This window comes from Hymenobacter mellowenesis, from assembly GCF_030581005.1.
Taxonomy (GTDB): Bacteria; Bacteroidota; Bacteroidia; order Cytophagales; family Hymenobacteraceae; genus Hymenobacter; species Hymenobacter mellowenesis.
The window spans coordinates 1-22226 of record NZ_JAUQSX010000020.1; the positions used below are offsets into that span (position 1 = coordinate 1).

23 protein-coding genes and 1 tRNA gene are annotated in these 22226 nt (G+C 54.7%); 16 read left to right on the plus strand and 8 right to left on the minus strand.

From position 1 onward, the window contains the following. Nucleotides 1-62: 62 nt before the first annotated feature. The 3 genes from Q5H92_RS25205 to Q5H92_RS25215 all read right to left on the minus strand — a co-directional run bounded on the left by Q5H92_RS25205 (nt 63) and on the right by Q5H92_RS25215 (nt 4259). The gene (locus Q5H92_RS25205; RefSeq protein WP_305014352.1) at nt 63-209 is read right to left on the minus strand and encodes a terminase small subunit-like protein; all 147 of its coding nucleotides are present in this window, start codon (nt 207-209) and stop codon (nt 63-65) included. 179 nt (nt 210-388) lie between these two features. Next, nucleotides 389-2128 (minus strand): toll/interleukin-1 receptor domain-containing protein, encoded by a 1740-nt coding sequence (locus Q5H92_RS25210; RefSeq protein WP_305014353.1) that lies wholly within the window; start codon nt 2126-2128, stop codon nt 389-391. Between the two features lie 82 nt (nt 2129-2210). Next, a complete protein-coding gene (locus Q5H92_RS25215; protein ID WP_305014354.1) occupies nt 2211-4259 on the minus strand; it encodes an ATP-binding protein in 2049 nt (682 codons plus the stop codon). A gap of 206 nt (nt 4260-4465) precedes the next feature. Here Q5H92_RS25215 and Q5H92_RS25220 point away from each other — a divergent pair, with 206 nt between their 5' ends. Together Q5H92_RS25220 and Q5H92_RS25225 are read left to right on the plus strand one after the other, a co-directional pair. Then, nucleotides 4466-5158: an HNH endonuclease gene (locus Q5H92_RS25220; protein WP_305014355.1), complete on the plus strand. Its 693-nt coding sequence runs from the start codon at nt 4466-4468 to the stop codon at nt 5156-5158. A 272-nt stretch (nt 5159-5430) separates the two neighbouring features. Further along, nucleotides 5431-6090, plus strand: coding sequence for an HNH endonuclease (locus tag Q5H92_RS25225; RefSeq protein ID WP_305014356.1), 660 nt, complete (start codon nt 5431-5433; stop codon nt 6088-6090). A gap of 5 nt (nt 6091-6095) precedes the next feature. Here Q5H92_RS25225 and Q5H92_RS25230 read toward each other — a convergent pair whose 3' ends face one another. After that, nucleotides 6096-6941: a hypothetical protein gene (locus Q5H92_RS25230; RefSeq protein ID WP_305014357.1), complete on the minus strand. Its 846-nt coding sequence runs from the start codon at nt 6939-6941 to the stop codon at nt 6096-6098. A gap of 160 nt (nt 6942-7101) precedes the next feature. Beyond that, nucleotides 7102-7175 (minus strand) — tRNA-Asp (locus Q5H92_RS25235). A gap of 301 nt (nt 7176-7476) precedes the next feature. On the opposite strand from Q5H92_RS25235, the gene Q5H92_RS25240 reads away from it, so the two are divergent. From Q5H92_RS25240 to Q5H92_RS25260, 5 genes are all read left to right on the plus strand, one after another. After that, nucleotides 7477-8424 (plus strand): acetyl-CoA carboxylase carboxyltransferase subunit alpha, encoded by a 948-nt coding sequence (locus Q5H92_RS25240; protein WP_305014418.1) that lies wholly within the window; start codon nt 7477-7479, stop codon nt 8422-8424. Between the two features lie 119 nt (nt 8425-8543). Continuing rightward, on the plus strand, nt 8544-9392 hold the full coding sequence (locus tag Q5H92_RS25245; RefSeq protein ID WP_305014358.1) for an MBL fold metallo-hydrolase: 849 nt from the start codon (nt 8544-8546) through the stop codon (nt 9390-9392). Between the two features lie 78 nt (nt 9393-9470). After that, nucleotides 9471-10268: a patatin-like phospholipase family protein gene (locus tag Q5H92_RS25250; protein WP_305014359.1), complete on the plus strand. Its 798-nt coding sequence runs from the start codon at nt 9471-9473 to the stop codon at nt 10266-10268. Nucleotides 10269-10426: 158 nt separating this feature from the next. After that, nucleotides 10427-10963, plus strand: a complete 537-nt coding sequence (locus Q5H92_RS25255; protein ID WP_305014360.1) for a 1-acyl-sn-glycerol-3-phosphate acyltransferase — start codon at nt 10427-10429, stop codon at nt 10961-10963. A 102-nt stretch (nt 10964-11065) separates the two neighbouring features. Beyond that, nucleotides 11066-11386, plus strand: a complete 321-nt coding sequence (locus tag Q5H92_RS25260) for a hypothetical protein (protein ID WP_305014361.1) — start codon at nt 11066-11068, stop codon at nt 11384-11386. Here the strand turns inward: Q5H92_RS25260 and Q5H92_RS25265 are convergent. Beyond that, the gene (locus Q5H92_RS25265; RefSeq protein WP_305014362.1) at nt 11383-12045 is read right to left on the minus strand and encodes a DUF4159 domain-containing protein; all 663 of its coding nucleotides are present in this window, start codon (nt 12043-12045) and stop codon (nt 11383-11385) included. The two genes, Q5H92_RS25260 and Q5H92_RS25265, sit on opposite strands and share 4 nt — an antisense overlap. Nucleotides 12046-12230: 185 nt before the next feature. Here Q5H92_RS25265 and Q5H92_RS25270 point away from each other — a divergent pair, with 185 nt between their 5' ends. From Q5H92_RS25270 to Q5H92_RS25300, 7 genes are all read left to right on the plus strand, one after another. Continuing rightward, nucleotides 12231-12821, plus strand: coding sequence for a Crp/Fnr family transcriptional regulator (locus tag Q5H92_RS25270; protein WP_305014363.1), 591 nt, complete (start codon nt 12231-12233; stop codon nt 12819-12821). A 76-nt stretch (nt 12822-12897) separates the two neighbouring features. After that, the gene (locus tag Q5H92_RS25275; protein WP_305014364.1) at nt 12898-13572 is read left to right on the plus strand and encodes a DUF8737 domain-containing protein; all 675 of its coding nucleotides are present in this window, start codon (nt 12898-12900) and stop codon (nt 13570-13572) included. A 69-nt stretch (nt 13573-13641) separates the two neighbouring features. Further along, on the plus strand, nt 13642-14082 hold the full coding sequence (locus Q5H92_RS25280; protein ID WP_305014365.1) for a hypothetical protein: 441 nt from the start codon (nt 13642-13644) through the stop codon (nt 14080-14082). A gap of 125 nt (nt 14083-14207) precedes the next feature. Continuing rightward, entirely contained in the window at nt 14208-15077 is an 870-nt protein-coding gene (locus Q5H92_RS25285; protein ID WP_305014366.1) for a cation diffusion facilitator family transporter, read from the plus strand. Nucleotides 15078-15150: 73 nt separating this feature from the next. Beyond that, on the plus strand, nt 15151-15861 hold the full coding sequence (locus Q5H92_RS25290; protein ID WP_305014367.1) for a hypothetical protein: 711 nt from the start codon (nt 15151-15153) through the stop codon (nt 15859-15861). 91 nt (nt 15862-15952) lie between these two features. Then, the gene (locus tag Q5H92_RS25295) at nt 15953-17395 is read left to right on the plus strand and encodes an RtcB family protein (RefSeq protein ID WP_305014368.1); all 1443 of its coding nucleotides are present in this window, start codon (nt 15953-15955) and stop codon (nt 17393-17395) included. 52 nt (nt 17396-17447) lie between these two features. Continuing rightward, on the plus strand, nt 17448-18017 hold the full coding sequence (locus Q5H92_RS25300; protein WP_305014369.1) for an SMI1/KNR4 family protein: 570 nt from the start codon (nt 17448-17450) through the stop codon (nt 18015-18017). A 100-nt stretch (nt 18018-18117) separates the two neighbouring features. On the opposite strand, the gene Q5H92_RS25305 is transcribed toward Q5H92_RS25300, so the two are convergent. After that, nucleotides 18118-18822 carry a 16S rRNA (uracil(1498)-N(3))-methyltransferase gene (locus Q5H92_RS25305; RefSeq protein WP_305014370.1) on the minus strand — a complete coding sequence of 235 codons (705 nt, stop codon included), beginning with the start codon at nt 18820-18822 and terminating at the stop codon, nt 18118-18120. Between the two features lie 29 nt (nt 18823-18851). Between Q5H92_RS25305 and Q5H92_RS25310 the strand changes: the two genes are divergently transcribed. Then, nucleotides 18852-19241, plus strand: a complete 390-nt coding sequence (locus Q5H92_RS25310; RefSeq protein WP_305014371.1) for a hypothetical protein — start codon at nt 18852-18854, stop codon at nt 19239-19241. A gap of 72 nt (nt 19242-19313) precedes the next feature. Here Q5H92_RS25310 and pckA read toward each other — a convergent pair whose 3' ends face one another. Beyond that, complete coding sequence (pckA, locus tag Q5H92_RS25315) at nt 19314-20939, minus strand: phosphoenolpyruvate carboxykinase (ATP) (protein ID WP_305014372.1); 1626 nt, start codon at nt 20937-20939, stop codon at nt 19314-19316. Nucleotides 20940-21168: 229 nt separating this feature from the next. Between pckA and Q5H92_RS25320 the strand changes: the two genes are divergently transcribed. Continuing rightward, a complete protein-coding gene (locus Q5H92_RS25320; protein ID WP_305014373.1) occupies nt 21169-22092 on the plus strand; it encodes an AraC family transcriptional regulator in 924 nt (307 codons plus the stop codon). Nucleotides 22093-22226: the final 134 nt, after the last annotated feature.

Consider the following 22226-nt stretch of genomic DNA (forward strand, 5'->3'; position numbering starts at 1 on the left):
CCGCAACGCCCGCACAATTGAGTAGTCAATATCATAGTAGCGTATACGGCAATCACTACCCTTTAGACCACCGCCAACGCAGGAATAGTGGCCTTCCAGCGCGTGATGGTGACAGGGGAAGGCATTCCGGGCTGGCGGCTAATCCAGCGCAGCCCACGTCCCTCGTACAGGTATTCTACCAGCTTTAGCGCCAGTTCCTCGCTGTACATAGTTGGCCGTCCAAGTTTAGGGGTGGCCGGTTCTGGGTTGTATAGTTCATCAAACGAATCCATTTAAAAGCAGGTGGAGCCGTTTTGTGGCTCTCCACCTACTCTATTTATTGAATTAGGGAGGGCACAGAAATACCGCTCGAATCAGGGAGCGGCTCCGTTTGTGGGTACAAGCTTAACTATAAGCCGAACAATGTATCTAACTCTGTAGACTTATAACTTGGATTCAACTCACATGCTTTAATGTAATGCGGTTGTGCTTGTGCAGTGTCAGCAAAATAGCGAAATATCAAATGTGCTAAGTTCAATTGAGCCGATGCACTATCCGGATTGATTTCTATATTATGCTCAAAAAGTCTCCTTGCTTCTTTATATTCTTTGTAGTGCTTAATAAGAAAAATAGCTATCTTATTATTAGCCTCGAAATCATTTGGCTCGAGTTTTAAGTGCTCCTCAAAATGGTGTTTCGCCATTTCGTAATCATTTATTTTATCGCTTAGCAAACGTCCAAGGTTGTAGTGTGCATTCGAATACTTTGGATTTGCTTTTATGGCTTTCTCATAATGCCTTCTAGCACCATCGTAGTCGGAAAATTTCTCAATCAGTAAATTTGCATAATTACTGTTTGCATAAGCGTCATCTGGGTCGATTTTCAATGCTCGCTCAAAATGAAATATCGCCCCATCGTAATCCTTGAAGTGCCTTATCAAAAAAATTGCAAGATTAGTATGAGCACCTATGTGATTAGGTTCAATTTCTAAACATCGCAAAAAATGTTGTTTTCCACTTTCTGGGTCATTAAATGCTTCGCCTAATATAATTGCCAAGTCAACATGTGCGTTGGTATAATTAGGGTCAATAGATAAGCATTGCTCGAAGTGAATTCTAGCTGATTCGTTATCATTCAGTTTTTCGCATAATATAAGCGCAAGATTATAATGTGTATCTAAGAAAATAGGGTTGATTAATATAGATTTCTCGTAGTTTTCCTTTGCCCCTTGATAATCTTTATAATGTTGTGCCAAGTACAATCCGGTGAAATAATAGATTTCCCAATTGTTTGGAGATAATTCTAATGCGTGCATTAAACTATTTTTTCCTCCTTCAATATCGTTCAAATGTTCTCCCTGTAAAATTGCCAGATTGGTATAAGCCGACCACGCTTTATTGTCCAGTTCAATTGATTTCAGTAAGCTTTTATGAGCCTTCTTGTATTTTTTTCTCTCATAAAATAGCGTAGACTCAGAGAACCACACATTAGCATTTGTGGGGTATCTCTCTTTAAGAGCGTCTAAAGCTAATTCTTGCTCTTCTTCATTAACCAAATCAAGAATACGAATGCATTCCTCAAGTACAGCCGTCTTATCTATGCTATAACCAATGTGTTTGAATATTTCAGCATAGTTCTTCTCCTTAATGTCAGGCCAGGTGGCTCCCCTCATGTCGCTGAGAGAACTGCTGAAATCCGCAATTGATGCTCTGATTTTGCTGAAATGGTCCAGTTCTTCATGAATGCTTTGCAAATTAGCTAGACCGCCTAGTTGCTTTAACTCATTATTCAATTCATTTATTTTGCCGTCCCAATATTTAATATAATGCAACTTGCCTAAAGCAGAATGAATATTAGCATTGGGAGCTATGATTGGTAAAATCTTGTCTTTGAATGCGGGTTCTTTAAAAAGCTCTAAGGCTTCGTACATACAGTTTTTAGATTCCAGATACCCTTTGCTTATGATGAGCAGAACGTAGTCCCCGGTGGGCATACTACGCATAAATTCTTTGAGGGAATCTTTGAATTCCACATCCCTTATATCACGAATCAACTTAATTCCAATCGCCTGCCAGTCTTTATCAATTGTATTGGCGATATTTAAGTCGTCTGGAAACCAACTGTATGAGATGTATATTTTGGGTTCCATATCCTGTTTCTATTGAGAAGATAAGTTCTAATTTATATAAAGTTTAATTGCGATGCGGACTGCCATCTGTTTTTGATGGCGATTATTTGGAAAAGCTTGGTACTTTAGATAGCCGATTTAGCATCCATTGATAGCTGTTATTAAACTCCTCCGCCTCTTTCTTTGATACCGGTTTTGTGTGCGCATCAACTCTGCGAGCACGGTTAATAGTATCCATATTCATCTCAAAACGGCTTTTATTGCTCTCGAACAAAGGTGCAAAAGTAGACCAGTTATGAATAATTATAGATTTCAAATCGACCGTGAAGAGTTCGTTAATTACGTCTTGCGGACGACGGCCAATAAATAGATGCTCTGGGTTCGTTCTTTCCCTTTTTCCTGTTAATGCTTTGCCCATGTGCTCGGCTATCTTGCCGTTATCCCAGTTGCACAATATGCCGAGATAAATTATAATCGCTTGTCGCAATTGGATTTCGACATCACATTTCTTTTTAAATAAGTCAGCCAAAACATCCAAATCTGGTACTTCAGGCAGTAGTTCTGGAGGCATATCGCCGCGCATAAAGTTGGATATTGACTTTTTGTATTCTTCTCCATACTTATTCAGAAAGTCTCTCAAGTCTGCGATAGCAAATTGGCCGTCTAGGTCAGAAGATAATATTCCATATTGCGCAAAGCGAACTACAGATGTTGTGCTGTTTGCCAAATAGTCTCTGAAAAAATCGTCATCCCCCGATGCAAGAATTTGAAGTAATTCGTACTCTTCTGGATACCACCACACTAAGGACAAAAGTATATCTCGTATTGGTTGAGATAGACGTGCTCTGATTTCCGGTTTTCTTTTTTCAAAATCTGCAATGGTGACCCGTGTAGATTCTATGACACTAGTCCTATCAGTTGCACGCCACACTTCGCTACACGCGATGCGAGTCAAAAATGGGTGTCCTCCATATGAACTTTGAAGGTACTGATAAACATCTTCATCAAACTTTAGACCAGCGTATTTGCCTAGCGTACGCACCATCTCGCGGATAGCTTTTGTATTAAATGGAGCTAAAAATTCGGGCTGTGCAAGTTGGAAAATTGGATTAGGCGTTTCCCCAATACGTGGCTCCTGTACGCATGCTGGGTTAACGCCAGCTACAATGAATGAAAGTTTGCCATCTAACTCTTGGTGTACTGAACGAATGGACTGCCAAAACGGGACAAAATCATCATCCCAATGCTGGCCAAGCGCGCCAGCAATATTTGGAGTAATATATTCTATTTCGTCAAAAATCAGTATTACCTGTTCTGTGCTGCTATCTCCTATTAGAAGTTTTATATCTGATGAAAATCTTAGTCCGGCATTGCTTTGCGTATAGTTTAACCTCGCCCTCTGGTCCTTGCCTTCTCTTCTTTTTATCTCTTGGCTCAAACGCCCAACAATCTCTTCAAGCAAGTCCCACCATCGAGCAGAATGCACTCCGGGATTAGAACAATCCATATACTCGGCTATGATTGCTCTATCTGCTACTCGCCGTTGAATGGCCTTTAGAACTGAAGTTTTCCCCGTTTTACGCAATCCAAATAGCCCCCCTGTCTCATGATGAGATGTGATTCGTGCTATCAGCGTCTGAACTAAATCATCTCTGCCAAAAAAATATTTATCAGATGAAATAGGTGAAGATTTGCCAAATAAGTCCACTTCACCTGTATGCGAAGCTATTTTTTGTCTTAAGAAAACGCTGCCTCGTGCTGGGTTCAGAAGCTCATCTACATGAATCGGAATGATTATCTTATCAACGTCACTTTTAGCTAAAATTTTTGTTGCCTCTACATCTCCAGCGTGGATTAGTAGAAATAGTACATTGTCTATTCTGTGTTTATAATCGGGGTCCCTCAATGTTTGGTCAATGGCAGTTAACGTTCTCGCGTCTGTTATTTTATGGGGCGAATACAGAGCAAGTACTTCCAACTGCAAACCAAAGCGTTCGCGAACTTGTGGCTTAGGGTCAATTACCCAGATAGACCTACCACCGCCAAGGTGTGCACCATGAGTCACATCAAATGCTTCTTCTAAATGACGGGCTAAAACTTGTTCATCTGGGCGGACGTCAAAATGAATTCTACTGGCTTCTGGCTTAATCATTGGTAGTGTGAGAAATTGTGAGGGTAGTTATGGAGTGCGTGACTCCCAATATGCGATTACCAAACCTACTCTTTTTCTTACAAAGTTCAACGCCCAACCCTTAAACCCTGTCGTAGCAAAGAAGGAAACTTATCACCATTGTCAGTATAGATTTCATCTTACAAGACTGTTCTACTTTCTTTATAGCCTCACAATATCCCCGCATTATGCCTGACAACAAATGGCGCTCCGAAGAGGTAGAAATCGCCGTAGAAGCTTATATGGCCTTGTTCGAGCAGATAAAGGGTGGAGGTAGTGACATCAAGCAACCTGTTTTCAGGGAGCTTTCTCATCGTCACGGCCGCTCAGTTGCTGCCTTTAACTACCGATTTCGTAACATCTCCTATGTGCTGAGTCGAATGGGCTTGCCCACACTGCCCAATTTCTCTTTTATCAGCTACACAGGTGGAACTGATGAAACAGTCATAAAGCAGATTATTGAAGCGAGAGGGTATTTCAGCGATACCAAGCCCACCGCCGACCTCAAGCATAAAGAGAGGTCTATGCGTGAATTACCAGCACTCGGAATTCTAAACGCGCCTGTGGGCAAACAACGGCCGACGCGGATAACCGCCACAGTAGAGAGTTTCGTACGTGACTCCTCAGTTAAAGCGTGGGTGTTAATGGTCGCGGACGGACATTGCGAGAACTGCGGGCAGCCTGCGCCATTCGTGCAGGAAGATGGAACACCATTTCTTGAGGTACACCATGTCAAACCACTAGCCGATGGGGGAAGCGATACCGTGACCAACGCCGTGGCAATCTGCCCTAATTGCCACCGACGGTTTCACTATGGAGCCGACGCTATTCAGTTGGCATTAAGAATCGTAGAACGGTTGGAAAGGCTGAGAGCCGAATAAACCCACCAGCCACTACGCGAGAGAGGGAGGAGGCTCTATGCTACCATTATCTGTGTAGCTTTTGTTCCTAGGATGGACGGAGTGTTTAGTCCTGATGCCAGCTTAGCATACACAGAGACTATACTCACCCGCTTCACATCTCTCTGTCTCATCCCCTCTTATGATGGACTAAAATCTACCCGTGCTTACCCATCGATTCACCTTAGCCCACTTCAGCGTCCACATAATTGGCGTACTGGACAGACTTTTAGGGTCCGTCCAAGTATAATGGCATGGAAACACAAACCGAGATATGGAAGGACTGCGAGGGATTCGCAGGGGTGCAGGTGAGCAACCATGGCAATATTAAAAATGGCGATTCGTCGATTGCCACTTACAAGAAGGATGGGTACGTGAACGTGTCCATGCGCGGGATAGCGAAGCAGGTTCACCGCCTAGTAGCCGCTGCGTTCTGCCCAAAGCCAGCGGGCTGTGACATCGTTAACCACATTGACGGCAGTCGAGACAATAACTACTTCGCCAACCTGGAGTGGACCACCGTCAAAGGCAACGCCGTTCACGCGGCCCAAAATAATATGCTAGCAGTAGGTGAAAGCCATGCTCGCACAGACCTTACCAAAACGATAGTGCTCGGAATCGACGCGCTCTTGCGCGAAGGCAAGGCAAATGGCGAGGTGGCCGAAACGTACGGCGTTAGTCGGGAAGTAGTCAGTAAAATCAAAGCTGGTCGGACTTGGGCCAAGGTGACCGGCCGAGAACTGGCGCCAATTACTCGTATTAATGCCGTAGGAAAGAGTAAGCTGACTGCCGAGCAGGTCGCCAACGTCAGGCAACGGGTAGCAGCCGGTGAGTCTATGCGTTCAGTCGCCGCCTCATATAACCTGTCCCATACAACTGTGGTCGCACTCATAAATGGCCAAACCTGGAACTAGGAGTGTCAGGCTTGGTCTGAATCGTCTTCCGATTGGTCAAATCCTGCCTCTTTATCGTTGTCCGGACCTAAAGGGAAATTGAATGGTCGTGACATCATATCCGAAACTGCCAGTATCATTTCGTCTGGCAGGCCGTTGCCATCTGCTGAAGTTTGGCTATTCAGGACCATCTTACTAATCGTATGGACGAAGCCTTGGTACATTGCCTTACCTTCAGGGCTGTCTTTCAACTCCCGCAATTTATCAATAAGCTCAACTAGTGGCGTATCCTCGTTAAGCGAGAGTGCCGTCGTAATTAATTCTTGCGTTGATTTCAACGGGGCGGGCCGCTTGATGTCTGGCCTCCGTAGTAGAAGGCGTTGCGCAACGTTTCGAGCGGATTCGACGAAGCTGTGCCTCACGGCAAGTGAGCTGCGGTCTGTCAGCTTCTCATAGAATAATAGGCTGAGCTCCACAACTTGGTCGGCTGTAGCTGGGGAGTCAAACAAAACGTCGAACCCTCGACCTGAACGGTCAAAATGGGCGGCTTTGTTGCGAATCTTCTGAATGATGCGCAGACCTTTCACATCCTCGTCGTGAATAAGTCCGAATGCCTGTGCAATGAGCAATCTTGAATCGAATGTGCCAGCTGGATGCCCGTGTTTCAATATGCCGTCTCCCAAAGAGTCTGAAACACAAGCTGCAGAAATCAGCAAGCCCAGTATCTCATCTATGTAGGCCCCCAAGATGAGGATGGACCCTCTATCTGATTCAGTCTCCACCAGTTCCGTTATCCGCTGAGGCAGGGTAAAGAGCGCCTCCTCCTTCGAAACAGACTTATCTTTAGGCGGTTGCTGAGCTGAATTCTCCATGTTTAGGTACAGACTGAGGCAGAAGAGAAGGAGGCAAATGCGTTACAAATCGCGCTACAATTCGGTATTGTACAAAAAGTTAAAATCAAAAAAGCCTCATAATCGACTGATTATGAGGCTTTTTCTGCAAACGGTAACTAGGAATTGTACTATTCCTTTGCGGTCTGGACGGGACTCGAACCCGCGACCTCCGCCGTGACAGGGCGGCATTCTAACCAACTGAACTACCAAACCGTTTGCTTTGGTGGAGAAGCCGTGTGCTTTTCCGTTTTGGTGTTACAAAGGTAGGGCAAGAAAACTGCGCCCCGCAAACCTGGGGCCAATATTTCTTTGAAAAAACGGCAATCAGGAAGCTTTGGGGTTGTTTCTCAGGAACATTAATTTTTGCGCCGTGTCGCAACGGTGGATGTTTTACCTTTGTCAACCGCCGTGCAAACGGTATTTGGAGGCGTCCTGAACGGGCACAAGTCCCGTTCAGGACGCTTTCGACCACTATTTTCGCCTTCCCACTCACTTGCCAAGCACTCGCCGCGCCATGCTCCTCGATTTTGAACAACCCATTGCTGCCCTCGAAGGCAAGCTTCTTGAAATGCAGAAACTCGCCGCCGACAGCGACGTGGAAGTGGGTGCGGCCGTAGCCGCGCTGGAAAAACGCATCAAAGACCTTAAAAAGGAAACCTACGCCAACCTCACCCGCTGGCAGCGAGTGCAGCTCTCGCGCCACCCCGAACGGCCCTATACCTTGGACTACATTGAGGGCATGGCCGACAAGTTTGTGGAGCTGCATGGCGACCGTACTGTAGGCGACGACAAAGCCATGGTGGGCGGCTTCGGCGAGATAGGTGGGCAAACGGTCATGTTCATCGGCCAGCAAAAGGGCCACAACACCAAGCAACGCCAGTACCGCAACTTCGGCATGCCCAATCCCGAAGGCTACCGCAAGGCCCTGCGCCTGATGAAGCTGGCCGAAAAATTCAACGTGCCGGTGGTGACGCTGATTGACACGCCCGGCGCTTTTCCCGGCCTGGAGGCCGAGGAGCGGGGGCAGGGCGAGGCCATCGCCCGCAACCTGAAGGAAATGTTTATGCTGAAAGTGCCGGTGGTGTGCGTCATCATCGGCGAGGGCGCGAGCGGTGGCGCGCTGGGCATCGCCATCGGCGACCGGGTGCTGATGCTGGAAAATACCTGGTATTCGGTGATTTCGCCGGAGTCGTGCAGCAGCATTCTGTGGCGCTCGTGGGATTATAAGGAACAGGCCGCTGAAGCCCTGAAGCTGACGGCCATTGACATGAAAAACGCGGGCCTCGTGGACGGTATTGTGAAAGAACCGCTGGGTGGCGCCCACACGGCGCCCGAGGTGATGATTGAAACCCTGAAAGCCACGCTGCTCAAGACGCTGAAGGAACTGGCCGCCGTGCCGGCCGAAGACCGGATTTCGCAGCGTATTGATAAGTTTTCGGCAATGGGAGTCGTAGTCGAATAGTCTTTTGTCATCCTGAGCGTAGCGAAGACCTTCTCCCGCTTGCAATTATCAGGGTATCAACTCAATGGCAGAGCAAGCGGGAGAAGGTCCTTCGCTGTGCTCAGGATGACAAGAAAAACATGAAAATCCACACCCTCGACACCGGCTTGTTCAAGCTTGATGGCGGCGCTATGTTTGGCGTGGTGCCCAAAAGCATGTGGCAAAAGCTCAACCCATCCGATGCCAACAACATGTGTACCTGGGCGATGCGCTGTCTGCTGGTGGAGGACGGCGGCCGGCTGCTGCTCATCGACAACGGCATTGGCGAGAAGCAGGACGAGAAGTTTCGGGGCCATTTCTACCTGCACGGCGAGGACACGCTGGAGAAATCGTTGCGCAAGCTGGGCCTCACCAGTGCTGACATCACCGATGTGTTTCTGACGCATTTGCACTTCGACCACTGCGGTGGTTCGGTGCAGCGGCGGCCCGATGGCGTGTTGCAACTGGCGTTTCCGAACGCGACGTATTGGAGCAACGAGGCGCATTGGGACTGGGCCGTGACGCCCAATCCGCGCGAGAAGGCCAGCTTTTTGAAAGAAAATATTCTGCCGATTCAGGAAAGCGGGCATTTGAAATTTATCGACCTGCAAAAGGGCGTGCCCGATGCGCTGCCGCAGCTGCGCGAAATTATCCTGGCCGACGGCCACACCGAGAAAATGATGGTGCCGCTGCTGGAGTATAAGGGCCGCACGCTGGCCTTTATGGCCGATTTGCTGCCCAGCGCCGCCCATATTCCGCTGCCTTACGTGATGAGCTACGACATGCGCCCGCTCGTGACGATGACCGAAAAGGAAGCCGTGCTGCGCCGGGCCGCCGACGAAAACTGGGTGCTGCTGCTGGAGCACGACCCCACGAACGAAGCCTGCACCGTGCAGCACACCGACAAGGGCGTGCGCCTAGCCGAAACCCTGCGGCTGGCGGATTTGTGAGTTGGCGGATTGATGGATTGACGGGTTGGTGGATTGTAGGAAACGACCGTACAAGGATGAAACCCGATAGAAACACCCGTGCAGCCTACTCACCAACCCACCAATCCACAAACCCGCCAGCTAGGCCTTGCCTTATCGGGAGGTGGGGCGCGTGGGATTGCGCATTTGGGCGTGCTGGCCGCGTTGGATGAGCTGCAACTGCCCGTGGCGCGGCTGGCGGGCGTGAGCTCCGGGGCCATTGCGGGCGTGTTTTACGCGGCGGGCTTTCCGCCCAGGGAGATACTGCGGCTGCTGCAGGAAACCAACGTGGTGCGCCTCACGCGGCCGGCCTTCAGCCGGCATGGCCTGCTGCATCTCGATGCCGTCGCGCAGCTGCTGGCCCGGCATCTGGGCAGCACGGTCAATTTTGAGGATTTGCGGCGGCCGCTCACGCTGGTGGCCACGGATTTGATGGCGGGCGAGTCGGTGTATTTCAGCTCGGGGCCGTTGCTGCTGCCGCTGCTGGCGTCATCGGCAGTGCCCATCGTGTACCGGCCAGTGGAGTACCAGGGCCGGCAATTGGTAGACGGCGGCCTGCTCAACAACCTGCCCGTGGAGCCGCTGCTGGGACACGAGGGCCTGCGCGTGGTGGGCGTGAACTGCAACCCCATCAACTCCGAGGCCCGCATTCCCAACTTCCGGCGGCTCATCGAGCGGACGTTACACCTGGCCATCAACGCCAACACCACCAGCCGCAAAGCCCAGTGCGACCTGCTGCTGGAGCCGCCCGACCTGCGCCACTACCGCCCCCTGAGCTACAAAAGCGGCGCCGAGCTGTTCGAAATTGGCTACCGTTACACGCTGGCGCGGGCCGATGCCATCCAGGCGCTGCTGTAGCGGCCTAAGCCACGGGCCTGGTGCTGCATTATAGTAAGCGGCCCATTTTTGTAGTTGAAACGCCGCCAGCGGCGGCCAACATTGTTTTCCCGCGCGATGGCGCTTTACTTCTGGTTTCCTGCATGACTCCCCGCGAAAAATCTCCCTTCTGGCACGCCATGGCCACGCTCGTTTTCAAAGTAGCGGGCTGGCATTTGGGCGAAATCCACAACCCCGAAATCAAGAAGAGCATGATGATTGCGGCGCCACACACCAGCAACTGGGACATCATCCTGGCCCGGGCCGCGTTCTACCTAATGGGCGTGCCCGTGCGCTTCACCGTGAAAAAGGAGTGGACCGAAAACTTTGCCCTAGGCTGGCTGGTGAAGGCCATCGGCGGCCTGGCCGTGGACCGCAGCCGCAACAACAGCCTCGTTGATGGCATGGTGAAGCTCTTCAATGAGCACGACGAGCTGGTCATTCTCATCACCCCGGAAGGCACGCGCGCCTACCAGCCGCGCTGGCGGAAGGGCTACTATTTCGCCGCGCTGGGCGCGCAGGTACCCATTCGCCTGGGCTACCTCGATTATGCCAAAAAGGAAGCCGGCATCGGCGAGGCCGTGTGGCCCACCGGCAATTACGAAGCCGACGAAGCCAAAATCAAAGCTTTTTACCGCACCATCACCGGCCGCTTCCCCGAGAAAGGCGTGCGGTAGCGGCGTAGCGCGAACCTTCAGTTCGCGTCCTCGCGCCAATTGCTCCTTCCGGGATGCGAACTAAAATTTCGCGCTACCTATCTGCTGTATCTTGAGGGAATAATGGGAAAGCTTGAACTGCTGCTGTTGATTCTCCTGGGGCTGGGCGCCCTGGTCTTCGGACTATGGAAAAAGGCGCGGGCCACCACGGCGCGCGAACGCCAGGAACGGCCCCCACGGCCGGCCGGCCACGGAGCGGTGCTCTCCGACGATGAATTTTATAAAAAGGTGCTGCTGATGCAGGCCCAAAATGCGGCTTCGCCCGATGAGCCACGCCCGCCAGTGGCGCCTGAGTCACCTTTGCCCAGGTGGTGGCGCACTTTTTGGGGTGGTTCGCCGCTTGGCAAAACGCGCCGGCCGGCCGGTCCGAAAATCCGTGTTTAGTCCTGCGTGAGGGCGTAGGCCACGAGGTTGGCGCCCATGCGCAGGGCGGCGTCGTGGGTGGCGGGGGAGTCTTCGGGGTAGGTGCCCACGTCTTCCCAGCCGTTGCCGAGGTCGCACTCGAAGCTGTAGAAGCACACCAGGCGCCCTTTGTACACCAGGCCGAAGCCCTGGGGGCGTTTGCCGTCGTGCTCGTGCACCTTGGGCAAGCCCTTGGGAAATTGGTATTTCTGGTGGTAGATGGGATGCGAGAAGGGCAGCTCCACGAATTCCAGCTCGGGAAATACCTTCTTCATTTCGGGCCGGATGAATTTGTCGAGGCCGTAATTGTCGTCGATGTGCAGGAAGCCGCCGCCGGTGAGGTAGCGGCGCAGGTTGCGGGCCTCGGCGGCGGTGAAATTGACGTTGCCGTGCCCGGTCATGTGCACGAAGGGGTAGGTGAGGAGCTCGGGGGCGTCGAGTTCCACGGTGGCTTCGTCGGGCGCGATGTTGGTTTTCAGCGCCTGGTTGCAGAAGCTGATGAGGTTGGGCAGCGAGGTTTTGTTGGCGTACCAGTCGCCCCCGCCGCCGTAGTGCAGCTTGGCTACTTTGAAGCTGTAGGTGGGGCTGGCGGCCGTGAGCGAGAACAGGAGGGCGGCGGAAAGCAGCAGGTGTTTGAGCATAAGAAACGGTGGCCGAACGCATCGACTCGGCCCGTGCTGTAAAGTAAGGGCCGCGCGGGAAAGTTCAGGGCACGGGCCGCGCCGGAACCCGGGAAGCGGCCGGGGCCACAGTCGCTACGCCGGTCCGCGACGGATGCGGCCCGGTGCAGTAGTTTTAGTGCCTCGCCGCCCACCATGAACATCCGATGTCGCAAGAGAAATTAACCCAATTCCTGCAATCCCGGGGCATTATCGGGGCGGTGCAGGCGGCCGAAATCGCCAGCCAGTTCAGCCCCAAAGCCCTGGCCCGGCACGATTTCCTGCTCCGCGAGGGCCGGGTGAGCGACGCGTACTTTTTCCTCGACCACGGCCTGCTGCGCGCCTTTGCCTGCGACCCGGCCGGCCACGACGTCACCACCGCGTTTTACCCGGCCGGGCAGGTGGTGTTCGAGGTGTCGTCCTTTTTCACCCGCGCGCCCTCGCAGGAAAACATCCAGGCCCTGACCGATTGTACCGGCTGGTTTATCACGTTTCAGCAGCTCAACGCCTTGTTTCATGCCCGCCCCGAGTTTCGGGAGTTTGGCCGCTCGGTGCTGGTGCACGGCTTTGCCACCCTCAAAAGCCGGATGCTGGCCATGATTACCACCTCGGCCACCGAGCGCTACGAGCAACTGCTGAAAACCGCGCCCGAAGTGCTGCGGCACGCCCCGGTGAAGCACGTGGCCTCCTACCTGGGCGTCACGGATACGTCGCTGAGCCGGATTCGGGCCGGGGCAAAAGCGGCCGGGACTGAATGATTTCCTGCCATTTGGCAAGCAGACGCCGGGGCCGCTCCGGTTCCTTTGCGGGGTCATCACCAAACCTTGCCGCACCATGGAAAACGTCCCCGCCTCCCTCGGTTTTGCCTTTGGCCTCGTCGTGCTCATCGCCGTTGCTTTGTTCTGGCGCGCCGCCCACTATTCCCGCCTGACGCTGGGCGTGCTGCTGGGCTGGCTGGCGTTGCAAAGCACGGTGGCGCTGCGCGGCTTTTACGCCATCACCAACACGGTGCCGCCCCACGCGCTGGGGCTGGTGGGGCCCCCGGTGCTGCTGATTGGGCTGCTTTTCGCCACGGCGCGGGGCCGGCGCTACCTCAATGGGCTCGACCTGAAGATGCTCACGCTGCTACACGCCGTGCGAATCCCGGTGGAGCTGGTGCTGTTTGGGTTGTTTGCGCAGCGGGCGGTGCCCGAGCTGATGACGTTTGCGGGCCGCAACTGGGATATTCTGTCCGGCCTGAGCGCGCCGCTGGTTTATTTTCTGGTATTTACCAGGCAGGTGCCGGGCCGGGTGGGTCTGCTGGTCTGGAATTTTATTTGCCTGGGGCTGCTGCTGAATATTGTGGCGAATGCCTTGCTTTCGGTGCCCGGGCCCTTTCAGCGTTTGGCCTTCGAGCAGCCCAACGTGGCCATTCTGCGCTTCCCGTTCAATCTGCTGCCGGCCGTGGTGGTGCCGCTGGTACTGCTGGCGCACCTGGCGGCCATCCGGCAGTTCATGCGCCGGGCCTGAGGGGCGGGGCAACATTTGGCGAGCTTATTTAGTAAGCCAAGCTCCTCCATTGCTTCGAAACCCTCAACCATGAAAAGCCTCCTCTGCCTGCTGGCAGTGGCGCTGCTGGCCAGCCCCGCTGCCCTTGCCCAATCCAAAGTGGCCGTTTATTCCTTCGGCGAGCCCGGCACCGCCGCTTATGAGCACCTCAGCTTCTGGGTAAAAGACGGCAAGCGAGCCGAAATCTACTATAACTACGGCAAAGAGCGCACCGAAACCAAAGGCACCTACCTGGCGCGGACGGGCAGCGCCAACGGCGCCAGCTTCGCGGTGAAGCTTTCCCCCAATCGCACCTTCACCATCATCCCCAGCGGTACCCGGCTGAAAGTAAGCGACTCATCCAGCAGCAAGCCCAAAACCTTTGCCTGGGAATACGAAGGCCCGGTGAATGGCATCGGCACCTTCTGCCGCGAGTGCGCCGAGAACCCCACCGAAGCCATGAAACTGGTGCGGGCTTACTATTTGAAGTAGGCCGCAATTCTTGATTTGGGGGCCGTAATGCGAACTTTGTAGTTCGCGTACCTGCGCCGTTCGGGTAATGTTCTGCCACGCGAGCTACAAAGTTCGCGCTACATTGTGCCAGTTATACCCTTTCCATGACGCACGAGGAAACTGCCGTCAAGGCCACGTATTTCAGCATCATCGGCAATACGGCGTTGGCCTTGCTGAAAGGCGTGGCCGGCTATTTTGGTAATTCGTACGCGCTGGTGGCCGATGCCATTGAGTCGACGGCGGATATCTTTTCGTCGTTTCTGGTGCTGCTGGGTATTAAGTACGCCAACCGGCCGGCCGACGCCAACCACCCCTACGGCCACGGCCGCATCGAGCCGTTGGTGACCTTTCTGGTGGTGGGGTTTCTGATGGCCTCGGCCACGCTCATCGGCTACGAAAGCATCCAGAACATTGGCACGCCGCACGCTCTGCCCAAGGCCTGGACGCTGTTGGTGCTGGGCGGCATCATCGCGTGGAAAGAGCTGTCGTTTCGCACGGTGATGCGCAAGGCCGAGGAAACCAACAGCTCTTCGCTGAAAGCCGACGCCTGGCACCACCGCAGCGACGCCATCACGTCGGTGGCGGCGTTTGTGGGCATTTCCTTCGCCCTGCTCATGGGCCCGGGCTACGAAGCCGCCGACGACTGGGCCGCGCTGTTTGCCGCCGGCCTCATTATCTACAACAGCTACCGGATTTTCCGGCCCGCGCTGGGCGAAATCCTGGACGAAAACGTGCACGACGACCTAGTGGCCGATATCCGCCGGGTGGCCCTGACGGTGGCGGGCGTGCGGGGCACCGAAAAATGCTTCGTGCGCAAAGCCGGCATGCAATACCACGTCGACCTGCACGCCCTGGTGAGCGGCGACATCAGCGTGCGTGACGGCCACGAAATCGCACACCGGCTGCAGGATAGGTTGCGGGAGCAGTTGCCGCAGCTCGGCCACGTGCTCATTCACGTCGAGCCGCAGGAGTAAGGCTACCGGATGAGGGCGGAAACCGCGCCTGGTTGTAGTTTGCCGGCCCGTCGAACCCCCAGCAAGCCGCGCCATGAGCCGCAAGCTAAATCAGCTCATTGCCCACTACGAGGCCGAACGCGACATGTTGAGCGCGCAGGTGCAGGAATGCGTGGAGGAAGCCGATTACGGCATGGCCAAGCGCTTCACAAAAGGCCTTTTTGGGGTGAACCGGCAGCTGCAAACCTTATATAACCTGCGGGACAGCCACCACGATGAACAAAAGGCATCTATCCGGCACATCGAGTCGCTGGAGCAAATGATGCAGCGGGAGCCGCAGCAGGAGCGGCCATATCTCGCCGACTGGATAGCCAGCGAACAGAAAAAGCTGGCCGAATGGCAGGCGCAGGCCCGCAGCCCGCGTCCCCAAACCACTGCCATTGCCGAGGCGTTGCGCAAGCTGCTGGGCGGCCGGATAACGGGGTTTACCCTGCATTTCAGCCAGCGCGAACAATTGTACTGCACGTTCCGACTGACCCGCCGCACGCTCATCATCACCTTCCCCGAAATCAAGCGGCATCGAAAAAAATACGGACTGCCAAAAAAGAGAATTCGGGGCTTTCAGCGCCTAGGGTTTCATTTCTACGACCAGGGCGACAAGCTGATGGCCTTCCAGCCGTTGGCGACGGAGGCCGAAATTGGCGGCGTTATCCGAATGCTGACGCACATTGCGTTCGAGTTGTTTTATTTCCGGGAGTTCGAGCAAGAATCTTACCTTTCCTACTACGAGCCCACGGCCCAATAGCTGGCCGTCGGCGCACCCCGCGCCGGCCAGGCGCTGGGAGGACACCTCAGCAGCCACAATCGATTCGCTTACCTATAAACTCCCTCAATCAATGGTGACGGGCAAAGACTTGCTGGACCTGGGCCTAAAGCCCGGCAAATGGTTCAAGGAAGCGTTGGAACACATCAATGCCAACGCCTTGGAAGGCGAAGCGCTGCACGCTTACCTCGACGCCGTGAAGCCGGCGCCGGTGCTGCCGTTGCAGGCCCGGCCGGTGCCGTACCACGAAAATATTCGCGCCGCCACGGCCGTGGAGCAGGGCAATATCGACTACGTGAAGCAGTCGATGGACCTGCTCATGCGCACGCCCACGGTGGTGGCCGGAGCTATTATGCCCGATGCCTGCCCGGCTGGCCCGCTGGGCACCATTCCGGTGGGCGGGGTGGTGGCGGCGCGCCAAGCTATTCATCCCGGCATGCACTCGGCCGACATCTGCTGCTCCGTGATGCTGACCAATTTGGGCAAAGTGGACCCCAAAACGGTGCTGGATATGGCGCAGGGCATCACCCATTTCGGCCCCGGCGGCCGCGAGCCCGAACAGCAGTTTGCCCTGCCGCCCGGCATTCTGGCGGAAATGGAAGCCAACCCGTTTCTGAATTCGGCGCGCAGCCTGAAAATGGCCCGCGAGCACCTAGGCACGCAGGGCGACGGCAACCACTTTCTGTACGTGGGCGTGTCGCGCAACACCGGCGACACCGTGCTGGTGACGCACCACGGCTCGCGCGGCGTGGGCGCGGTGCTGTATGGCAACGGGATGAAAGTGGCCGAGTTTTTCCGCCGCGAAATTTCGCCCGACACCGACCCGGCCAACGCCTGGATTCCGAGTGAGACGCCGGAAGGCGTGAACTACTGGAATGCCCTCCAAACCGTGCGCAGCTGGACCAAGCAAAACCACCTGGTGCTGCACGATGCCATTGCCGAAAAGCTGGAAGCAACCGTGCAGCAGCGCTACTGGAACGAGCACAATTTCGTGTTCCGCGACGGCGACGTGTATTACCACGCCAAGGGCGCCACGCCGCTTGACCCCAAGTTCCTGCCCGACATCACCGGCCCGCGCATCATTCCGCTCAACATGGCCCAGCCCATCCTCATCGTGGAAGGCCCCACCACGGCCAGTAACCTGGGTTTCGCTCCGCATGGCGCGGGCCGCAACCTGAGCCGCACCCGTCACAAATACAGCAAAATCGGCCAAACCAACGAGGAGATTTTTGCCGAAGAAACCCAGGGCATCGACGCCCGCTTTTTCTTCAACCGCATCGATATTTCCGAGCTGCCCAGTGCCTACAAAGACGCCGAGGACGTGAAGCAGCAAATCACCGATTTCAACCTGGCCACCGTCATCGACGAAATCCGGCCCTACGGCTGCCTCATGGCCGGCGACTGGGAGCAGGACGCCCCCTGGCGCAAAAAGAAGCTGGCGAAAGCCGCTGCGGCTTTGGAAGCGCAGGCCGCTGCTGATTCGCAGGCCGATGAGTCGGCCTTGGTGGGAGAATGAACCTCTTATATCCAGCGTTGAACAGAATTAAACAAGTGAATAATTTACAAATATGAATACCTTTTTCACACCTGCTATTCTCAAAATTGGCGAGCCTGACTGGATAGCAAAACTTCAAGCTTATTTGGAAAGCTATGGTATTACTTGTCAGGGCGAAAGCCTTTACAATATTCAAAAAGCGGAGGAGAAGCTGGGCATCCGGTTACCTGGAGAAATGCGAGAATATTATGAGCATTTTGGTGCTACTTCTGATTCCGATTTCATGTACAGTCTGAAGCCGGTTGCTGAATTCGAATACCTATCTGCCACCAATTGGAGCTTCGTGCCGTTGCACTTTCAACCGTCCGAAATTAATTCTATGGTAGTATTTGCTGAAAGTCCGGGGAATGACCCGCTATGCTTCGACAGTAAAACGAATGCCATATACTTATTTTCTCATGACCCCATTAAGAAGGCCAAAGTCTTTACAGACTTCAGTCAATACGTTGTTCATGAACTTATTGAAACTGAGCGTCTGCTAGGCGACCAAGTGACCGATGCTGCAATCGAAGGTCTGAAAACAAAGTATTTGGCAGGGGATAATAATGATGTAGATTACGAATTCCGCCGAATGAAATTGTGAGTGCTCAAATACCGTTTGATAACTAATTCCTGTGCTAATACCGGTTTTGTTATTTCAGTTAAACATGTGGTAGTGGTAGCTAAATAACTTTTACCAATGGCTATGCTCGCACAATTTGCGCTGTGAATACCGCCGCCAGCGCCGCTGTTTCGGTGCGTAAGCGCGAGGCGCCCAGCGTGACGGGCCGAATGCCTTTTGCAAGCGCCAGCGCAATTTCCTGCGGCGTAAAATCGCCTTCCGGCCCGATGAGCACGCAGCAGCCCGGCCCCGCGCCAGCCACTTGCGTCAGGGCCGTGCGCTCGCCTTCCTCCAGGTGCGCGATGAAGGTAGTTTCGGGCGCTACGCCGTCCACGAAAGCCCCGAAATCCTGCAACTCGTCCATCTGCGGCAGCCACGCCTGGCCCGACTGCTTGAGCGCGCTGATAGCAATTTTCTCCAGCCGCTCCAGCTTCAGTTCGCGGCGCTCAGAGCGGGCGCAGCGCAGAAAGCTGATGCGCTCGACGCCCACTTCCACGGCTTTTTCCACGAACCACTCCATGCGGTCGAGGTTTTTGGTGGGGGCCACGGCCACGTGGGTGAAGTAGGAGCGGGGCGCCACGGTTTCGTGGTGGGTGATGCGGAGCTGGCAGCGCTTGGGGTTGGCCTCGGCGATTTCGGCGGTATAAAGGCCGCCACGGCCATCAATCAATGCCACCGCATCGCCGGCCGCGAGGCGCAGCACCCGCACGGCGTGCTTGCTTTCCTCCTCGGACAGCTGGTAGGTGGTTTGGGCAGGCGTGAGGTCGGGCGCGAAGCAGGTGAGCATGGCGCGAAGTTCGGGTACAGTCGATTACTTTGTCTACATTAATTATACCGCCTGCGCTCACCGAAATGAACTACCGCGAACAATACGCCAAGCGCGAAGCCATTTATATGTATGCGCGTGGTCGGCATAAAGAAGAGGTTATTGCGATGCTGAAGCGGGAAGGTGCTGGCGAGTCGGCAAAAGAATTTGGCGAGTCCTACTTAGAGGATTATGTGTTCATCAAGCAGCAGCAAAGGAAGAAAACTCAGAAGTCAGCGAATATCTATCGCATAGTTGGTATCGTTTTCCTAGCTGGTACCCTAGCCTACGGTTTGCTCACTTATTGGGCACTTGGCAATGGCAGTTATGTAGTATTCACTGGCTTAGCAATTGCAGGCATTGCGCTACTTATCAAAGGGTTGGTAGACCAGCGTGGCTAAGTATCAAAACGCACAAAAGCCCCGTCGGCTGCAACCGACGGGGCTTTTTGGTGAGTGAACTGCTCGGGAACCTTACGCTTCGACCGCCACGCGGGGCGCGCCGGCCAGGATTTCCTCGTTGGCAAACTCGGCGTACTTCTTGAAGTTTTCGACAAACTTCTCGGCCAGGTCCGACGCGGTTTTGTCGTAGGCTTCCTTGTCGGCCCAGGTATTGCGCGGGTCCAGGATTTCGGCGGGTACGCCGGGCACCGCGCCGGGCACTTCCATGCCGAAGATGGGGTGTTTGCGGTATTTCACGTCGTCGAGCTTGCCTTCGAGCGCGGCCGTAATCATGGCGCGGGTGTAGGGCAGCTTCATACGGTGGCCGGTGCCATAGCTGCCGCCGGTCCAGCCCGTGTTGATGAGCCACACGTTGATGTCGGGATTTTCGTCCATCTTCTGGCCCAACATCTCAGCGTATTTGGTGGGGTGCAGCGGCAGGAACACCGCGCCGAAGCACGCCGAAAACGTAGTCTGTGGCTCGGTTACGCCCATTTCGGTGCCGGCCACCTTGGCCGTGTAGCCCGACATGAACAGGTACATGGCGTGCGACTTGTCGAGCTTGCTGATGGGCGGAATCACGCCAAAAGCATCGGCCGTGAGGAAGAAAATGTTCTTCGGCGCATCGGCCACGCCGGGCTCAATGGCGTTCGGAATGAAGTTGATGGGGTAGGCGGTGCGCGTGTTTTCGGTCACCGACTTGTTGGCGTAGTCCACGGTGTGGGTGCCGGGGATGAAGCGCGTGTTCTCTACGATGGAGCCGAACCGGATGGCGTCGTAAATCTCGGGCTCCTTCTCCTTGCTCAGGTCGATGACCTTGGCGTAGCAGCCGCCTTCAAAGTTGAAGATGCCTTCATTGGGCGTCCAGCCGTGCTCGTCGTCGCCGATGAGGCCGCGGTTGGGGTCAGCCGAGAGTGTCGTTTTACCGGTGCCCGAGAGGCCGAAGAAGATGGCCGTGTCGCCGTCCTTGCCCACATTGGCCGAGCAGTGCATGCTCAGGGTGTTGTGCTCGTGGGGCAGCAGGTAGTTCAGCACGCCGAAAATGCCTTTTTTCATCTCGCCGGCGTAGCCCGTGCCGCCAATCAGAATCATCTTCTTGGTGAAGTTGATGATGGCGAAGTTGGGCTGGCGGGTGCCATCCACGGCCGGGTCGGCCTCGAAGCCGGGGGCGCAGATGATGCTGAAGTCGGGCGTCCAACTGGTGTCGGCGCCTTCTTCGGGGCGCAGGAACATGTTGTAGCAGAACAGGTTGTGCCAGGCCTGCTCGTTCACCACGCGCAGCTTGAGCTGGTAGTCGGGGTTGGCGCCAGCGTAGGCTTCGCGCACGTACAGCTCCTTGTCGGCCAGGTAGGCCACCATTTTCTGGTGCAGCTGGTCGAATTTCTCGGGGGCGAAGGGGATGTTGATGTCGCCCCACCACACGCTGTTTTCGGTGTTTTCGTCCTTCACCACAAACCGGTCCTTGGGCGAGCGGCCGGTGAATTTGCCGGTGTCGGCCATCAGTGCGCCGGCATCAGTAAGGTGGCCTTCGCCGTTACGCAAAGCGTGCTCCACGAGCGCGGCAGGCGTTAAATTAAGGTGAACGGTAGCCGTTTCGTTGAAGCCCAACGGCTGCAAACGATTGTGGGTGTCGGTGGCAGGATTGGTGGATGCTTGCATGATGATGAAAGTGTTGGGTGGGAGTTCTCGTGGCTGAGGATACAAAGGTAGAAATGGCGGGCCGGCCGGGAGTGAAACAATTGCTTTCTTTAACGGGACAAATTAAACCATCCCGCTTCCCGGCTTTACATTTGAATCACACATACGGCAAAACAGGGCGGTAGGAATAGGAAAAATTCGACACCTAGCCCGCAAGTGGTTTGCTTTGTCCCTACCAATCTGCACGCTCATGGCTACCAACATTGCCCGCTACAACGGAATCTACGGCGACAGCAAGGCCCAGTTGTCGCACGACTACCTGCAAAGCCAGCTCATCGCCCCCCGCCCCCGGTCCACCGACTGGGGACTCAAGCCGCATTTGCACGAAAACCTGTTCCAACTGTTCTTCCTCGAAGCCGGCCGTGCGTCCTTCGAGGCGCCCGAGCCGGTGCCGCTGCGCACGCCCTGCCTGGTCATCATTCCGGCCAATACAGTGCATGGCTTCACCTTCAGCCCGCAGGTGAAGGGCCGCACGCTCACCCTCTCTGAAGCCTTGCTCGACACCATTCTGCAGGCCACGCCGGGCGTGCTGGTCGAGCTCAACTCCCTGCACATTTTGTCCGATTTCAGTACCGAAGTCACTTTTGGCGATTTGCTGGATTTGGAAATGCGGATTCACCAGGAAATCTACTCCGAACTGCCCGGCAAGCAGCTGGCGCTGAATGGCTACTTCAAGCTGCTGTTTGTGAAAATCTTTCGCCTGCTGCAGCACAACCGCCGCAAGCAGGAGAGCCCCAACCGTGCCCTGCACTACTTCCGCGAGTTCCAGAAAGCCATTGAGCGCGCCGCACCCTTCGAGAAGAAGATTTCGCAGTTTGCCCAGGAACTCAAGATTACGCAGGTGCACCTCAACCGCATCTGCCAGGCCGTGAAGGGGAAAACCGCCCAGCAGATTGTGCAGGCCCACACCATTCGCAAGGCCCACAACTACCTTTTATATACCTCGCTCTCGGTGGCCGAAATCGCCTACGAGCTGCAGTTCGTCGACCCTGGGTATTTCACCCGGTTTTTCCGCAAGCAAACCGGGCTGGCGCCGGCTGCCTACCGTGCAAAGGCTTACCGGAGCGAATCAGCTTGCAAAGCGGTGAAAGGAGACGCTTCAGTGTCATCCTGAGCGCAGCGAAGGACCTTATTACCAATAAACGACTTGCAGTGACTACTTACGACAGCAGCGGTGATAAGGTCCTGCGCTGCGCTCAGGATGACAGACGGCGTGTTGGCTGACCTACCGCAAAACCTTCACAATGC

Excerpts from the sequence above, each read along its gene's own strand:
- Q5H92_RS25205 (WP_305014352.1), bottom strand. The coding sequence starts at position 209 with ATGTACAGCGAGGAACTGGCGCTAAAGCTGGTAGAATACCTGTACGAG.
- Q5H92_RS25210 (WP_305014353.1), bottom strand. The coding sequence starts at position 2,128 with ATGGAACCCAAAATATACATCTCATACAGTTGGTTTCCAGACGACTTA.
- Q5H92_RS25215 (WP_305014354.1), bottom strand. The coding sequence starts at position 4,259 with ATGATTAAGCCAGAAGCCAGTAGAATTCATTTTGACGTCCGCCCAGAT.
- Q5H92_RS25220 (WP_305014355.1), top strand. The coding sequence starts at position 4,466 with ATGCCTGACAACAAATGGCGCTCCGAAGAGGTAGAAATCGCCGTAGAA.
- Q5H92_RS25225 (WP_305014356.1), top strand. The coding sequence starts at position 5,431 with ATGGAAACACAAACCGAGATATGGAAGGACTGCGAGGGATTCGCAGGG.
- Q5H92_RS25230 (WP_305014357.1), bottom strand. The coding sequence starts at position 6,941 with ATGGAGAATTCAGCTCAGCAACCGCCTAAAGATAAGTCTGTTTCGAAG.
- Q5H92_RS25240 (WP_305014418.1), top strand. The coding sequence starts at position 7,477 with ATGCTCCTCGATTTTGAACAACCCATTGCTGCCCTCGAAGGCAAGCTT.
- Q5H92_RS25245 (WP_305014358.1), top strand. The coding sequence starts at position 8,544 with ATGAAAATCCACACCCTCGACACCGGCTTGTTCAAGCTTGATGGCGGC.
- Q5H92_RS25255 (WP_305014360.1), top strand. The coding sequence starts at position 10,427 with ATGGCCACGCTCGTTTTCAAAGTAGCGGGCTGGCATTTGGGCGAAATC.
- Q5H92_RS25260 (WP_305014361.1), top strand. The coding sequence starts at position 11,066 with ATGGGAAAGCTTGAACTGCTGCTGTTGATTCTCCTGGGGCTGGGCGCC.
- Q5H92_RS25265 (WP_305014362.1), bottom strand. The coding sequence starts at position 12,045 with ATGCTCAAACACCTGCTGCTTTCCGCCGCCCTCCTGTTCTCGCTCACG.
- Q5H92_RS25270 (WP_305014363.1), top strand. The coding sequence starts at position 12,231 with ATGTCGCAAGAGAAATTAACCCAATTCCTGCAATCCCGGGGCATTATC.
- Q5H92_RS25275 (WP_305014364.1), top strand. The coding sequence starts at position 12,898 with ATGGAAAACGTCCCCGCCTCCCTCGGTTTTGCCTTTGGCCTCGTCGTG.
- Q5H92_RS25280 (WP_305014365.1), top strand. The coding sequence starts at position 13,642 with ATGAAAAGCCTCCTCTGCCTGCTGGCAGTGGCGCTGCTGGCCAGCCCC.
- Q5H92_RS25285 (WP_305014366.1), top strand. The coding sequence starts at position 14,208 with ATGACGCACGAGGAAACTGCCGTCAAGGCCACGTATTTCAGCATCATC.
- Q5H92_RS25290 (WP_305014367.1), top strand. The coding sequence starts at position 15,151 with ATGAGCCGCAAGCTAAATCAGCTCATTGCCCACTACGAGGCCGAACGC.
- Q5H92_RS25295 (WP_305014368.1), top strand. The coding sequence starts at position 15,953 with ATGGTGACGGGCAAAGACTTGCTGGACCTGGGCCTAAAGCCCGGCAAA.
- Q5H92_RS25300 (WP_305014369.1), top strand. The coding sequence starts at position 17,448 with ATGAATACCTTTTTCACACCTGCTATTCTCAAAATTGGCGAGCCTGAC.
- Q5H92_RS25305 (WP_305014370.1), bottom strand. The coding sequence starts at position 18,822 with ATGCTCACCTGCTTCGCGCCCGACCTCACGCCTGCCCAAACCACCTAC.
- pckA (WP_305014372.1), bottom strand. The coding sequence starts at position 20,939 with ATGCAAGCATCCACCAATCCTGCCACCGACACCCACAATCGTTTGCAG.
- Q5H92_RS25320 (WP_305014373.1), top strand. The coding sequence starts at position 21,169 with ATGGCTACCAACATTGCCCGCTACAACGGAATCTACGGCGACAGCAAG.